Origin of the sequence: Veillonella sp. oral taxon 780 str. F0422 (genome assembly GCF_000221605.1) — a bacterium.
Taxonomy (GTDB): domain Bacteria; phylum Bacillota; class Negativicutes; order Veillonellales; family Veillonellaceae; genus F0422.
This window is the reverse complement of record NZ_AFUJ01000005.1, coordinates 87,124-101,406: the sequence shown is the minus strand read 5'-3', so window position 1 is coordinate 101,406 and position 14,283 is coordinate 87,124. Positions and strand designations below refer to the sequence as shown.

15 protein-coding genes and 1 tRNA gene are annotated in these 14,283 nt (G+C 40.0%); 4 read left to right on the top strand and 12 right to left on the bottom strand.

All coding sequences use genetic code 11. From position 1 onward, the window contains the following. Positions 1–275: 275 nt before the first annotated feature. The 9 genes from HMPREF9200_RS00740 to zwf all read right to left on the bottom strand — a co-directional run bounded on the left by HMPREF9200_RS00740 (position 276) and on the right by zwf (position 9,554). Entirely contained in the window at positions 276–1,322 is a 1,047-nt protein-coding gene (locus tag HMPREF9200_RS00740; RefSeq protein WP_009352958.1) for an AraC family transcriptional regulator, read from the bottom strand. Between the two features lie 43 nt (positions 1,323–1,365). After that, positions 1,366–2,229, bottom strand: coding sequence for a M48 family metallopeptidase (locus HMPREF9200_RS07950; RefSeq protein WP_009352884.1), 864 nt, complete (start codon positions 2,227–2,229; stop codon positions 1,366–1,368). A 589-nt stretch (positions 2,230–2,818) separates the two neighbouring features. Continuing rightward, positions 2,819–4,630 (bottom strand): translational GTPase TypA, encoded by a 1,812-nt coding sequence (gene typA, locus HMPREF9200_RS00730; RefSeq protein WP_009352910.1) that lies wholly within the window; start codon positions 4,628–4,630, stop codon positions 2,819–2,821. 209 nt (positions 4,631–4,839) lie between these two features. Continuing rightward, on the bottom strand, positions 4,840–5,778 hold the full coding sequence (locus HMPREF9200_RS00725) for a bile acid:sodium symporter family protein (protein ID WP_009352921.1): 939 nt from the start codon (positions 5,776–5,778) through the stop codon (positions 4,840–4,842). 343 nt (positions 5,779–6,121) lie between these two features. Then, positions 6,122–6,562, bottom strand: coding sequence for a cupin domain-containing protein (locus HMPREF9200_RS00720; RefSeq protein WP_009352998.1), 441 nt, complete (start codon positions 6,560–6,562; stop codon positions 6,122–6,124). 93 nt (positions 6,563–6,655) lie between these two features. Beyond that, on the bottom strand, positions 6,656–6,961 hold the full coding sequence (locus HMPREF9200_RS00715) for a heavy-metal-associated domain-containing protein (RefSeq protein ID WP_009352905.1): 306 nt from the start codon (positions 6,959–6,961) through the stop codon (positions 6,656–6,658). 84 nt (positions 6,962–7,045) lie between these two features. Continuing rightward, positions 7,046–7,270, bottom strand: a complete 225-nt coding sequence (locus HMPREF9200_RS00710; protein WP_009352849.1) for a twin-arginine translocase TatA/TatE family subunit — start codon at positions 7,268–7,270, stop codon at positions 7,046–7,048. 26 nt (positions 7,271–7,296) lie between these two features. Next, a complete protein-coding gene (gene pgl / locus HMPREF9200_RS00705; protein ID WP_009352975.1) occupies positions 7,297–8,046 on the bottom strand; it encodes a 6-phosphogluconolactonase in 750 nt (249 codons plus the stop codon). Continuing rightward, entirely contained in the window at positions 8,031–9,554 is a 1,524-nt protein-coding gene (gene zwf / locus HMPREF9200_RS00700; RefSeq protein ID WP_009352883.1) for a glucose-6-phosphate dehydrogenase, read from the bottom strand. The genes pgl and zwf overlap by 16 nt, the downstream gene beginning before the upstream one ends. Before the next feature lie 175 nt (positions 9,555–9,729). Between zwf and rpsD the strand changes: the two genes are divergently transcribed. Both rpsD and HMPREF9200_RS00690 read left to right on the top strand, forming a co-directional pair. After that, a complete protein-coding gene (gene rpsD, locus HMPREF9200_RS00695) occupies positions 9,730–10,317 on the top strand; it encodes a 30S ribosomal protein S4 (protein ID WP_009353000.1) in 588 nt (195 codons plus the stop codon). A 222-nt stretch (positions 10,318–10,539) separates the two neighbouring features. Beyond that, a complete protein-coding gene (locus tag HMPREF9200_RS00690) occupies positions 10,540–10,860 on the top strand; it encodes a YnfA family protein (RefSeq protein WP_176604743.1) in 321 nt (106 codons plus the stop codon). A gap of 207 nt (positions 10,861–11,067) precedes the next feature. Here HMPREF9200_RS00690 and HMPREF9200_RS00685 read toward each other — a convergent pair whose 3' ends face one another. The 3 genes from HMPREF9200_RS00685 to tadA form a co-directional block, all read right to left on the bottom strand. Beyond that, complete coding sequence (locus HMPREF9200_RS00685; protein WP_009352922.1) at positions 11,068–11,910, bottom strand: DUF362 domain-containing protein; 843 nt, start codon at positions 11,908–11,910, stop codon at positions 11,068–11,070. Positions 11,911–11,976: 66 nt separating this feature from the next. Beyond that, a tRNA-Ser gene (locus HMPREF9200_RS00680) sits at positions 11,977–12,067 on the bottom strand. Further along, positions 12,021–12,518 (bottom strand): tRNA adenosine(34) deaminase TadA, encoded by a 498-nt coding sequence (tadA, locus tag HMPREF9200_RS08230; RefSeq protein ID WP_071814776.1) that lies wholly within the window; start codon positions 12,516–12,518, stop codon positions 12,021–12,023. The genes HMPREF9200_RS00680 and tadA overlap by 47 nt, the downstream gene beginning before the upstream one ends. Before the next feature lie 136 nt (positions 12,519–12,654). Between tadA and ispE the strand changes: the two genes are divergently transcribed. Both ispE and HMPREF9200_RS00670 read left to right on the top strand, forming a co-directional pair. After that, positions 12,655–13,539: a 4-(cytidine 5'-diphospho)-2-C-methyl-D-erythritol kinase gene (gene ispE, locus HMPREF9200_RS00675; RefSeq protein ID WP_009352886.1), complete on the top strand. Its 885-nt coding sequence runs from the start codon at positions 12,655–12,657 to the stop codon at positions 13,537–13,539. After that, positions 13,536–14,225 carry a GntR family transcriptional regulator gene (locus HMPREF9200_RS00670; protein WP_009352903.1) on the top strand — a complete coding sequence of 230 codons (690 nt, stop codon included), beginning with the start codon at positions 13,536–13,538 and terminating at the stop codon, positions 14,223–14,225. Before ispE ends, HMPREF9200_RS00670 begins: the two co-directional genes overlap by 4 nt. The last annotated feature ends 58 nt before the right edge of the window (positions 14,226–14,283 follow it).

The following is a 14,283-nucleotide window of genomic DNA, read 5'->3' as shown; positions in this document are numbered from 1 at the left end:
TCCTGAATCTCTAGTACCGTATTAATATATGCCCTCATTATAGCTATTTATACATCCTCCCTTCTATCCAATATTCATCATGATACTTTTCTATAAAATAGGCATATTTATCTATATTTTTGCAATTTTAAGTCCAATATATATAAAAAAATGCTATGTTATTACATGTAATAACATAGCATTTACCAGTATTAATTAAATTCAGCCTTATTTTATTATATAAAAATATATCCATATACTTAATATTATATATATGCAAGTAAAGTATACCTAGCTTATTCTAGGGTCTGCAATAGCTGCTGTAATTCTTCTTTAACCCGTTGAACCTTACTAACAAGGCTTTGTTTCGTATATTCATTTTCCTCATACTTCACATTTTCTCTAGTCAGGTAACTTCCATACATTGTTAATATCCCCTTAATTTCTGTATCATCAGAGCTAATATATTCTTTCCAATCTTCTAACACTGTATGACGCTCAATTCTCTTTGCCCGTTCACGATAGGCAGAAGGAGTTAGTTTAAAATGTTTTTTAAACGCACTATTAAAAGCTTTTACGTCAGGGAACCCACAATAACTTGCAATATGAATAACCATATCATCCGTATTTACTAATCGTATCGCTGCCTCACGCAATCGCATACGTGACACATATTCTAAAAAAGTAATCCCCAGCTGCCGTTTAAATAGTTGAGAGGTGTAGCTTTCAGTATATCCGCCTACATCAGCAATCGTTGCTAACTCAAGACGGTCGCGAAAATGTTCATCGATAAAATGAACCATCCGTTCAAAATTTTCTTCTTGATGCAATATCTTAGTGGATAATTGATTCTCGTATCGACTAGCCAGTATAATCTCATACACATCTGACAACACTGTATATATAACACCATCTACCTTCATGGTTTCTAGCGCACTAATGCTTATTTCTGCAGTATGATGATTCATAATATACGCTAACGATTGGCGAAGCTCTTTATACCTTTCAGCAATATTTATATCTTGTGTGGAGACTGACACAAATCGATACTTCATAAAATCCTGATCATACTGCAAAAACCATTGTGGTTCTACATGAAAGACGAGAGCAATCGTATCCTCTTCTAATGCCAATGTAGCATGCCCACATTGTGATGAATATAAAATCATGTCATCTCGTTGTAATGTATAGGTCTGCCCCTCTACACACACTTCTAAAGCTCCTTTTAATACCCATAATAACTCAATATGATTATGCCAATTATAATGATAGGTGGAAATACGATATATGTGACTTTTAACTTGTAATAACCCTCTATCAATAGTGTATCTAAAATATTTCATAGGAACCTCTTAATCTCTATAATTGTACATTACCTAACCCTGCTTATGTATAATATTCCTTCATCTCCGCTTTCACTTGCTCCCAATTTGGCAACACATCGCTCATAACCTTATAAAAGCGTGACGAATGGTTCGGCTCTATAAAATGGGCAAATTCATGGACCATCACATAATGAGCAAACTCCGTAGGCCCTAATAGCAATCGAGTATTCATAGTGATAATTTCTTTTAAAGGCATACAAGATCCCCAACGGCTCGTCATGTACCGCAAGCGCAAGGTCGGTGTCGGCACTGTATACCCCGCTTGTTGAAACTCACTATACACTTGTTGTGCTAGTGTTTCCATGAAGTCCTGACCTATGGTTTTCCAAAAGCTAAGCCACATTCGTTCTACTTTGCTAGCATCCAAGGTCTCATGATTACTTGGGTAGCGTACCAACAATATGTCGTCTACCACCGTTACTGCATAGGTAGAGGCGTTCCCTCTCGACAGTTTTCTTTGTGATCGGCTTCCTTGTGCGCCCTTCCTTTTTGATAAACTACCTTTCAATGGAGAATCTGACGGAGTATCACTTAATTGACTATCCTGCGAAGATGTTTCCAAATAGGCAGATACTGTATGAGGCTGTTCTAATATGACTCGATACATCTTACCCATCACCATGATTTCTGTATCTACAGCAGGTACCATCGGATGACCGCCTCTGCTTTTTCGGTTTTGCAGTGCTTTTTCAACGAAAGCTCGATGACGACAGATGAAGGCTTCAATCAATCCTAGGGGAACACGAGGGGAGGCAGACACTCGTACTACGCCACTGGTGGTGACACGAAGATTCATGTTCTTCACGCGTTTTCTATGCAGTTCATAAGTAATGCTACCATCTGGCAGTGTGCGAAGTTCTTTCATCCTATCTCCTGTATCTCCTATATCATTACTAATGTATTACTTATATATCTATTATAGGCTTTCAGTCCTATAAAATACAACAAAATATCATTGCATAACTAAAAAGCACAGAATTTGCCTTCTGTGATTTTTATATATTTTATGAAAGAAAAATCTGCTATAATAAACATGTCACTATCACCCAATCCGTGACGGGAAGGAGGTGTTATCATTGCTTAATTTTTTAATCTTGTTGTTTGTTACTATCATGGCGAATGTAATTAGCTACTACATTTGCAAATGGCTAGATAGTAACAATAAATAGTGACTAGCCAAAGTCGTTACTTTTAGACGACAAAGAAAAAGCACAGGGCGGCAACCCTGTGCTTTTTTTGGTGTTATCAATGCTAGATAATCCTTGTTGTTTTAGCTACTGTTATTATATCACAATTACCCTACAAATTCCAACCTTGTTTCATTTTTCTTCTATCTGCTGCCTCTCAGATACATGACATTTATATTCATCCTTATACTTTCCATGCGCAGTTTCTCTATTTTGAGAGATAGAAGCTAAGTCTTTCAATGGAATTATTCCATATAGCGTATGCAATTATTTTGCTGCTTTTGCTGCTTTCGCACGAGCGGAACGATCCAAGATCGCTTTACGCATACGAATATTTTCTGGTGTTACTTCTACCAATTCGTCATCGTTAATCCACTCTAAGGCTTGTTCCAAGCTGAAGATACGTGGAGGTGTTAAACGAACTGCCTCATCAGAGGAGCTAGAACGCATATTAGTAACATGTTTCTTTTTGTTAGGGTTTACGTCCATATCGTTTTCACGAGCATTTTCGCCGATAACTTGGCCTGTGTATACTGGCACGTTAGCACCTAAGAATAAAGTACCACGGTCTTGTACAGAGTTCAAGCCATATGGTGTTGTTTCACCGTCTTCGAAGGCCACCAAGGCACCGCGCGTACGGCCTGGGATATCTCCTTTGTATGGTGCATAGCCATGGAATACATGGTTCATGATACCATTACCTTTTGTAGCTGTTAAGAACTGCGCCCGGAAACCAATCAAGCCACGAGCAGGTACTACGAATTCCATACGTAAGTAACCAGCTAATTCAACCATGTTGATTAACTCAGCTTTACGAACACCTAAGTTTTCCATAACAGCGCCCATAAATTCTTGTGGCACATCGATAGTTAAATGCTCCAATGGTTCACATTTTTGACCATTGATATCTTTGAAAATTACACGAGGTTTACCCACTTGCAATTCGTAACCTTCACGGCGCATAGTTTCGATCAATACTGCCAAATGCAATTCGCCACGGCCAGATACTTTGAAAGAGTCCGGAGAATCTGTTTCTTCTACACGCATGGATACGTTAGTTTCTACTTCTTTGAACAAACGGTCACGTAAATGACGACTTGTTACATAGTCACCTTCACGGCCTGCGAATGGAGAGTTATTAACGGAGAACATCATGGATAATGTTGGCTCATCGATAGAGATTGTTGGTAGTGCTTCTGGATTTTCTGCATCCGCTACAGTCTCACCGATATTGATGTCATCGATACCTACGAAAGCGATGATGTCGCCCATGCCTGCTTCATCTGTTTCTACACGATTTAAGCCATTGTATGTGTACACACGGCCGATTTTGCCTTTACGAGTGCTTTCGCCATTCATCAACACCACTTGTTGATTGGTTTTCATGCGACCACGAACGATACGACCTACTGCAATTTTTCCTACGAAATCATCATAGTCAAGTGTCGTTACCATGAATTGCAATGGACCATCGATGTCGCCTTGTGGAGCAGGAATTTCTTTGATCAATACATCGAATAATGCAGTCATATCTGTGGAATCATCTTCCATGGATGCTTTCGCAATGCCATCACGAGCAGAGGCATACACCACAGGGAAGTCCAATTGATCATCGTCTGCTTCGAGTTCCATGAACAATTCTAATACTTCGTCTTCTACTTCATGAACGCGTTGGTCAGGACGGTCAATTTTGTTGATAACCACGATTGGTTTCAATCCTTGTTCCAAAGCTTTGCGCAATACATATTTAGTTTGTGGCATTGGACCTTCGAAAGAGTCTACCAATAACAATACACCATCAACCATGTTCAATACACGTTCTACTTCACCACCGAAGTCAGCATGGCCCGGTGTGTCCACGATGTTAATTTTTACATCGTTATGCATAACTGCTGTATTTTTGGAAAGGATCGTAATCCCTCTTTCACGTTCTAAGTCGTTAGAGTCCATTACACGCTCAGCAACTTTTTCATTATCACGGAAAATATGGCTTTGTTTAAGCAATGCGTCTACCAATGTTGTTTTACCATGGTCAACGTGGGCGATAATCGCCACATTGCGAAGATTTTCACGAATCATTCTATACTCCTTTATCTACTTAAGTAGGGTATTCCTAATATTTGTACAAATCGTACTACGACAGTCTATTATATACTTTATTTTAGGATTTTACAAGGAAAAAACGTCACATACTTTCATCCTATAGAAGGCTATGAAAGTACATGACGTTTCTACTAGATATTTAATTTTCTAAATGCTCTAATACCCAAAGTACATTAACTTATAGATTAATGTGTATTTTTAGAATCGTTTCTTCGGCAAATGCCCGCAAAGATAGATCCTGTAAAGTTATGGATAATGGAGAACACGGCACCTGCTACGGCTGCTTGTGGTGTAAAGTGTTTCAATGCCAAGCTAGCTGCCAAGGCAGAATTTTGCATTGCCACTTCGATTTGCATAGCACGGCGATCTGGTACGTTAGAACCAAATAGACGGCAAATGAAATATGTCACTACATAACCGCTCACATTTTGCACTAAACAAGCTAAGAAAATCATCACTCCGTGAGCTAAGATATTATCCCGGCTAACAGCAGTGACGCCAGCTAAGATAATCAATACAGCTACGGCACCTACTGTTGGCAATACTTCTTTCACAGGTTCAATACGAGAACCGATGAAATAGTTTACAATAATTCCTAGCGCAATTGGGACCGCAATGATTTTCACAATGGACATGAACATCGGCCAAAATGCAATATCTACGGTTTGTCCAGCATATAACACGATGAAGATTGGTGTTAACACTGGTGCCAATAATGTGGATACTGTTGTGGCAGATACGGATAACGGCACATTACCATTTGCCAAGAATGTCATTACATTGGATGCGGTACCACCTGGTGCTGCCCCTAACAAGATAAATCCTAAGGCGATTTCTGGTGGGAATCCAAACAAGGTACCTACTAACCAACCTGCTAGTGGCATCCACAAGAATTGAATCAAGGATACCAAGATTACTTGCCACGGTTGTTTAAATACGTCTAAGAATACTTTCCCTGTTAAGGTTAAGCCCATGCTGAACATAACTAATTGTAACAAAGGAACTGTTTGTTTCGCTGCCCCCATGAATAGTTCTGGCACTAAGAATGCGATAACTGCCATAGCTAACACAATCCATGCTAGGTAATCATTGAACAAGCGATTAATACTACGAATAAAATTCATATGTAACCTACTTTCTATAAAAAATGAGAACTTTTCAATTATAACAAATATTTCTCTCTAATAAAAGGGATTTATCTTAAATTTATAATATATTTGTCCATTTATGTGTTACAACTATTAGCTGTGATATGCATCGTATAGTTTTCGTCCCACTCTCATGATTATAACTAGACTCCGTTATTGTATATTAGAAAATGTTATCTACTTAATTGTATAATGCAATTTCACTTTAAAATAAAAAAGAAACATAAGTAACGATAACTCCTAACATCAATATTAGATGCCTAGATTCCTCATCACTTATATTTCTTCCTTGTGAGACAGTTGTATGTAAACTGATTAACTAGCTATTTAAAAACTCCTCGATTACAGGATTTTCCATCATCACAGCTTGTTCTTCCTCTGTGATAACTTGCACCTTATCTCGGTCCACATTAACCAAGCAGAGGAAGCCTAAATGATCGTCTTGGTTCGCACGGAATTGGTGTGCCATCAATTTAGGGATTTCAATCATATCTCCTTCTTGGACGTCTTCCACGGTGTCGCCTAGTAAACATTGGCCTTTCCCACGGAAGATCATGACCATATGCGTATGCTCATGGCGCTCCATAGTGCTATACCCACCTGGTTGTACCTCAAAATAACGGAATTGGCATGGAATATCCCAAGCTCCATCAAACAAAACTTGACGGGTCACATCTTTAAAAGGGCTATTATCTTGCTTGTATACCAACGTGTCGACTCCATCCCAGGTGTATTCTTTTTGATTAAACTTGCGTATCATACTAACTCCTATAAAAGGGCCATCTTGAAATCAATCCAGATAGCCCCTCCTTGTATTCTAATATATACCCGGCATATCACCAGATAGTACGCCTTATTTGAATATTTTCTTAATAGCGCCCAAAATGCCACCATGTTCATGAACATAGTCTTTCACAGATTCCACTTCAAAACCTGTTTCGTCGATAGCTGCACGAATGGTTGCTTCATCCGTTTTAGTATGGTCAAAGCGAATCCGTACTTCTTTTGTTTTCAAATCCACAGTAGATTCTAATACGCCTGGCAACCCACGAACGGCCCCATTTACAGTGTTTTCACAGTTCCCGCACATCATGCCTGGCACGTGAAATAATTTTGTAGTCACATTACCCGTGCTACCACAACCACAATCTTTACACATAGTTCCTCCTAATTATTTTGTTTATGACTATTTTTAGCCCCTAAATAAGGAGCAGAAATATGACTAAATTCATTATAGCACATCCTAATTATTTTGTTTATGACTATTAGTAGCACCAGCTTCTACATCAATGGTTTCCGCTTTTGCAGGTTCTTCTTTAGCTACTTTTTTATCGCCACTAACAGCATCTTTAAATTCATTAATACTTTTACCAATGGCCTTACCAATTTCAGGTAACTTTTTAGGTCCAAAGATAACAAGGGCAATAATTAAAATAAGAAATAACTCTTGTGTACCAAAATTAAACATACCTAATACCTCGCATTTCAAATCAATTAATTTTTATGCGCAGAATCATCTACATACCATTCTACTGGTTCATGAGTTAATACCGCACCTGGTAAACAATGGTCTACTCGATCCTCCCAAGAATATTCTTCATATTCTTTACGTTGGCGAAGCACACGAGCTAAGGCCGCCTCTTTAGAAGCGCCTACCACCGTGAACCACACAGATTTCGCATTCACCAGCATTGGGAATGTCAATGTCACACGTTCCCATACTTTGCCATCTTTCACAGCCACTACCATACGATCACGTTCATACAAAGCTTCCGATTTAGGGAATAGGGACGCTGTATGTCCATCATCACCTAAGCCTAGTAAGACTAAATCTATGGATTCCTTTTCTGTGCGCTTCAAGACCATTTTTACTTCTTGTTCATATTTATCTGCTGCTTCCTCCACAGTACCATTATTCGTTGGTACTGGATAATAGTGAGCAGCTCCCATAATATTTCCAAATAAGCGATCTTTTGCACGGCCAAAATTGTTATCTGGATTCGACTGTGGCACAAATCGTTCATCTACCCAAAGGAAGAAAATATGCTCCCAATCGATACGATTTGTATACTCATCAGAATCGAGCAATGAAAACAATGCATTTGGTGTAGTCCCTCCAGATACAGCCACCACGCAAGCGCCTGTTTCTGCAATGCATTCATTTGTATAAGTTAAAAATCGATCGGCCACTGCTTTCGCCACGTCATCTCCTGTAGGAAATGCATGAATTATATCTCTCGCCACGACCAAGATCCTCCTTCTAATAACTCTTCTGCCTCTTTTGGGCCCTCACTGAAAGCTGGATAGAAGCATAACGGTGTTTCTTCATCATTTCGTTCCCATGCCTCAATCAATGGCTTAAATAAACGCCAAGATTTTTCTACCGCATCATTGCGAACGAATAATGTTTGGTCTCCTAATAAACCATCTAAAATCAATCTTTCATAAGCATCTGGAATGTCTGCTAATTCCTTAGAATTGCTATAAGAAAAGTCCATTTCTAACGTATTGACGCTTAATTTCGATCCTGGAGATTTTACCTCTAAGGACAATCCCATTCCTTCATTTGGTTGCATGCGAAGAACCAATACGTTTTGGTTAAAATCTTTCGCATGGAACGGTTTAAAAATGGAGTGCGGAATTGGTTTGAAAGTAATAGCAATTTCACTTGATTTCTTCGGCAATCGTTTCCCTGTACGCAAATAGAACGGCACATCACGCCATCTCCAATTATCAATGAACAGTTTCAATGCCACATAAGTTTCTGTCGTAGACGTCGGTGGCACATTTTCTTCCTTCCGATACTCTGGGGCTGGGCGCTCTGTATTACCAGAATCTGTATATTGACCACGCACTGCAATATCGCCTAATTTTTGACGGTGTAAACCACGAATAGACGAAATCAATTTAGCAATTTCATCACGGTAATCGTCGGCATTAAAACTGGCAGGTGGTTCCATAGCAATCAAAGATAATACCTGGATCATATGGTTTTGCACCATATCACGCAAAGCGCCTGCCCCATCATAATAGCCAGCACGTTTTTCTACACCTAACTCTTCGGCCACCGTAATTTCTACCCGTTCAATATATTTGCGATTCCAAAGCGGTTCAAATATAGCATTAGCGAAACGAAGCATCAAAATATTTTGTACCGTTTCTTTCCCTAAATAATGATCAATACGATAGGTTTGCTCTTCTGTTATGTATTGTTTTAATGATTCATCTAATGCGATAGCACTTTCTAAATCATGACCAAAAGGTTTCTCAATGATTACTCGAGACCAAGAACCTACTTCTTCTAATAGCTTCGCCCCATGTAATTCACGTACGATAGGTTCAAATAACTCTGGTGGCATGGCTAGATAAAATAGTGCATTCCCGCCAGTACAATGAGCATCTGCCACACGTTCTAATTCTTTGCGCAACGCTACATACGTAGAAGGCTCTGTATATTGACCAGACACATAGGAAAAGCGTTCAATAAATGCTAGTTCTTCTGCACTTGGTTCACGATCGCCTAATATAGATGCTTTCACTTGTTCACGAAACTCGTCGTGGCTCATGGCTGTCCGTGCTACGCCCACTACGGCTACCTTCGGTGAAAGTAAACCACGTTGAAACAAGGAATAAATAGCTGGTAATAATTTACGCTTTGTCAGGTCTCCAGAGGCCCCAAAAATAACGATGGCACCTGCACCTGGTGTATGTTCTATACATAATTCTTCTTTAACATTATAGGACACATTCATTGTGAATCTCCTCTTACATCATTTCCTAATGGAAACACTAATACTGTACCCTTTATTATAGCACATACACGGCCCTTGACAATGGTTATAGCCCTTTGACTTTTTTATTTTCATAGGGTATAATAATTAAGCACGATTTGTGCAAAGTTTTATTAATCTATGAGGTGATAATCACATGGCAACGAGAAGAGAAGCACGATTTAAGTTATGCCGTCGCTTCGGTGTGAACGTTTTCGGTCACGCGAAGGCTTTAAAACGTGTAAAAAAAGACCAACGTCAAAAGAAAATGTCTGAATATGGTCTTCAATTATTAGAAAAACAAAAAGTTAAAGCATACTACAACTTGCTAGAACGCCAGTTCGTACGCTATTACGATAAAGCGAAAAAAATGCATGGTGTTACAGGCCAAAACATGTTGAAATTGTTGGAATGCCGTTTGGACAACCTTGTATATCGCATTGGCTTCGGTAACTCCATCCGTCAAGCACGTCAAATGGTAAACCATGGCCACATTCTTGTTAACGGCAAACGCGTTGACATTCCATCCTACCAATGTAAAGTTGGCGATGTAATCGAACTTCGTGAAGCTAGCCGTGACAACGAAATGTTCAAAGTGAACTTCCAAGAACTTCGTTCTTTCGAACTTCCTTACATCGAAAAAAATCTTGACGCTTTCCAAGGCACATTAACTCGCCTTCCTGAACGTGAAGAACTTCCTATCGAAGTAAACGAAACATTAATCGTCGAATTGTACTCCAAATAATAGGATACTACAGCAACCAGTCTTCGGATTGGTTGCTTTTTTATGCCTTAGTGGTTGAAATTATTATGATTAGTTTATATAATGAAAGTATATATCATTTACTATATATTACATACGGTCTTAGTACACGGTATATCGAGAGTATATTATTCCTATACAACGTACCACATGTATTTCATCCTATGAAAGGCAGTTAACACAAAGGTATTTACTATGTCGCAAATTCTTTTATCAATATTTTATTTTATCCTAGCCGGTATTGCAGAAATCGGTGGTGGCTATTTAGTATGGCTCTATCTGAAAGACGATAAAAGCCCATGGTATATGCTGGCAGGTGCTATTACGCTAATCATTTATGGTATCATCCCTACTCTACAAGAAGCACCCTTCGGCAAGGTCTATGCAGCCTATGGCGGCATCTTCATCGCCCTCTCTATTTTATGGGGCTATTATGTAGACGGCATCACTCCTGATCAGTACGATATCATCGGTGGTATCGTCTCCATCATCGGGGTACTCATTATTATGTATTATCCTCGATAGTATAACTCCCTAGGGTTCCACCTAGGGAGTTTTTGTGCTTCTTTAAGACCCGTTTTATTTGACCTATCTGCCACCACTCTCTAGGCAGAAAAATCTCTAGTCAAAGCGATGCCTTACGCACTCGCTTACACTAGAGATTTTTTATTATTCACATAACCTATCCTTCCACAGCTTATAAAAGCTACCTATTGTTCTAGTTACGTACTATTAAATTTTTTCACCATAGAAGATTAACTCTTCGTCTTTCACCAAGGCGTAGGAACGTGTACCAAGTCCCATGCGGTCCGCACGAAGTAAGATGGCTTGCCATTCGCTATTAGGAGAAATATCTTTGAAATAATCCCACGTACGTTTTTCCACTGTGCTTAATACGCCATGTTCCACTGGTGTAGCTTGGGTAATAATGTCTCCCAAAGCTTCGTCCATAGCCACCATGTCATAGGATACAACAATGCCTAAGTTACTTACGATTTCGTTAGTAGCACCAGCCTCTTTCAGCTTATCTTGGTTCACATAATCTGCTACAACGTCCATCGCTACCCCTACATGGAATCGTTGACGATTTCGAGTGGCAGCTGCTGCATATTCAGCCACCGCTTTATGATGCTCTGTACCTGTTAAAGCTACCAATTCACGACGACCTTCTAGGCTCGCAGAGTACCACCCTGTATTGTTCACAGCCCCAGAGAATCCGCTGTACTCATTCGCTTTAATGTGGTTTACAGAAATCACCACATCACTGGTAGCAATGCGTTCATCGATATAGGCTACTTTCACAGATTCACCATCAGGAATGATGACCTCACAAGAATGGTTGCTAGGCTCATCTACATAGACCACAGTGCCACCTTCGGATTCGATGCGTGCTTTCATATATGCCACTACCGTTTCATACGCCTCATAATCGCTGTGCAAATCATTGCGAAGTAGAGCCACTTTTTTGCCAGCGCAACCAATTTCATCAAAGCCGATTTTACGCAACAAAAAATCTAATCGTTTATGGATTAATTCTTGATTAACCTCTTGTAAAGGGGAGTAATATACTTCCATATCATACCTCCTATAACTACATCATTTTGTAAAAAAGGGCTGCATCTACTGACACAGCCCTTACTTTGGCGGAGAGAGGGGGATTTGAACCCCCGCGCCAGTTTCCTGACCTACCGCATTTCGAGTGCGGACTCTTCAGCCACTTGAGTACCTCTCCGTATACGACGGCGTTCTTTGAAAAAATCTTTCATAATTTGACTGCATTCTTCTTGCAATACACCCGATAACACCTGTGGTTCATGGTTTAAATTCGGATGTGAAAGTACATTAAACAAAGATTCTACCGCACCGCCCTTATAATCACTACTGCCATAGACAACACGATCTATACGACTATTAATAATAGCACCAGCACACATAGGGCACGGCTCTATGGTAACATAAAGCGTACAACCGGTCAACCGCCACCTTTCAAGCATAGCATTCGCCTCACGGATGACAAGGACCTCTGCATGAGCCGTCGCATCATGGTCAATCTCGCGTCTGTTGTGATGACGACTGATAATCTTGCCTTCATGCACTAATACTGCACCAATAGGAATCTCACCCATATCATAGGCCTTACGTGCCTCTACCAAGGCTTCACGCATATACTCTTCATCAGTCATACAGTCACTTCCTTTCCAATTGCCGCTACACAATAGAATACCATACTTTCAGAGAATCGTCACTTCTTAAGCTAATTATGATATAATAAAGAGTACATGTAAACATTTTCGATGACTTCACTGAGGTGACAATCTTATGGAACAACGAGCTTTTAGTAAAATCAATGTAGGTCTTGCTATCACGGGCAAACGTGATGATGGGTACCACGATATAGATACCATTTTTCAATCTATTTTCTTAGGGGATTCCCTCTATTTCGCGCGTCACCATTCTGTGGTGTTCTCTGGCGATGCTCCTGAACTGCCTTATTATATGGCACAATTAATTCCCTATACAGAAAGTAATATTGCTATGAAAGCCCTTCGTATGGTGCAAGACTATACGGGCTGTAAACAAGGGGCTGCTATTCATTTGTTAAAACGAGTTCCCCCTTGTGCTGGTATGGGCGGTGGTAGTGGTGACGGTGCCGCTATGCTACTAGGCCTTAACAAGTTTTGGGACCTGCGCTTAACCGATGAAGAACTATTGACCATGGCTTCTAAACTCGGATCTGATGTACCATTCTTACTAAAAGGCGGCACTGCCCGTGGCACCGGTCGAGGAGAACTATTAGAAACTTTACCAACTAGTAGTGCTCAATGGCTACTGATCGTAAAACCAGAAGTGAGTATTTCCACGGCAGAAGCCTACGGAAGATTTGCAGGGACTTCTCGTGTCACTTCAGACACGATGGATACCGTTACTGCACATATGAATGCCAAAGACTTTTGTCAAGCTTTTATTAGTAGTGACAACACCTTTGAAGAATTAATATTCCCTGTCCATCCAGAACTTACAGCATGTAAGCAATTTTTCTTAGACCGTGGATTTCCCACCATCATGACAGGTAGCGGTCCTACTATGGTGGTTCTATTGGAAAAAGCACTGGATGCAATTCGATTACAAGAAGAAATCAAAAAAGCTGGTTATAACTGGCTTTCACTAATTACGAAAACACATGATGAGGAGGCCCTACGATGAATGCACCACGTTTACAACCCATCCGTTTAGACGCTTACAAACCGCTTCGTGAAATTGTTAGCGATGCTTTGCGTCAAGCCATTCGCGATGGTATTTTACCACCAGGAGAACGTCTCATGGAGATTCCTCTTGCGGAAGAACTCGGTGTGAGCCGCACCCCTATCCGTGAAGCCATCCGCATTTTAGAGCAAGAAGGACTCATTGTTATGATTCCTCGCCGTGGTACCTATGTGGCAGATATGAGTTTGAAAGATGTAACAGAAGTGTTTGAACTTCGTTCTATCTTAGAAGAATTAGCCGCAGAACTAGCTGCAGAACGTATTACGAATGAAGAAATCGAGGCCTTAGAGCAACATCTTGTAGAAATCGGCAATTACATGAACGAAAATAACTTAGACAAAGTCGTACAAGCCGATATTCTATTCCATGAAATCCTTTATAAAGCTTCTCGTAATGATCGTCTTGTTGAAATGATAAACAATCTACGGGAACAAACATTGCGGTTCCGTACATTGTCTATGAGCCAAACAGGTCGTCTTGCCAAAACTTGGGATGAACATCGTCAACTTGTGGAAGCTATCTCCGATCGCGATGTGGAACGAGCTCGCCAGATTGCTCGTATCCATATGGAAGAATCGGAGAAAACATTGTTAGAAGGTATGCAATTAAAAAGTCATGAAGGCTAATATATCTTCCACATATCATACTTCAAATTAAAAGGGTCCTCTCGGACCCTTTTTTAGT

Bases quoted from the DNA above. Each gene is read 5' to 3' on its own strand.
- HMPREF9200_RS00740 (WP_009352958.1), bottom strand. From the start codon at position 1,322: ATGAAATATTTTAGATACACTATTGATAGAGGGTTATTACAAGTTAAA.
- HMPREF9200_RS07950 (WP_009352884.1), bottom strand. From the start codon at position 2,229: ATGAAAGAACTTCGCACACTGCCAGATGGTAGCATTACTTATGAACTG.
- typA (WP_009352910.1), bottom strand. From the start codon at position 4,630: ATGATTCGTGAAAATCTTCGCAATGTGGCGATTATCGCCCACGTTGAC.
- HMPREF9200_RS00725 (WP_009352921.1), bottom strand. From the start codon at position 5,778: ATGAATTTTATTCGTAGTATTAATCGCTTGTTCAATGATTACCTAGCA.
- HMPREF9200_RS00720 (WP_009352998.1), bottom strand. From the start codon at position 6,562: ATGATACGCAAGTTTAATCAAAAAGAATACACCTGGGATGGAGTCGAC.
- HMPREF9200_RS00715 (WP_009352905.1), bottom strand. From the start codon at position 6,961: ATGTGTAAAGATTGTGGTTGTGGTAGCACGGGTAATGTGACTACAAAA.
- HMPREF9200_RS00710 (WP_009352849.1), bottom strand. From the start codon at position 7,270: ATGTTTAATTTTGGTACACAAGAGTTATTTCTTATTTTAATTATTGCC.
- zwf (WP_009352883.1), bottom strand. From the start codon at position 9,554: ATGAATGTGTCCTATAATGTTAAAGAAGAATTATGTATAGAACATACA.
- rpsD (WP_009353000.1), top strand. From the start codon at position 9,730: ATGGCAACGAGAAGAGAAGCACGATTTAAGTTATGCCGTCGCTTCGGT.
- HMPREF9200_RS00685 (WP_009352922.1), bottom strand. From the start codon at position 11,910: ATGGAAGTATATTACTCCCCTTTACAAGAGGTTAATCAAGAATTAATC.
- tadA (WP_071814776.1), bottom strand. From the start codon at position 12,518: ATGACTGATGAAGAGTATATGCGTGAAGCCTTGGTAGAGGCACGTAAG.
- ispE (WP_009352886.1), top strand. From the start codon at position 12,655: ATGGAACAACGAGCTTTTAGTAAAATCAATGTAGGTCTTGCTATCACG.
- HMPREF9200_RS00670 (WP_009352903.1), top strand. From the start codon at position 13,536: ATGAATGCACCACGTTTACAACCCATCCGTTTAGACGCTTACAAACCG.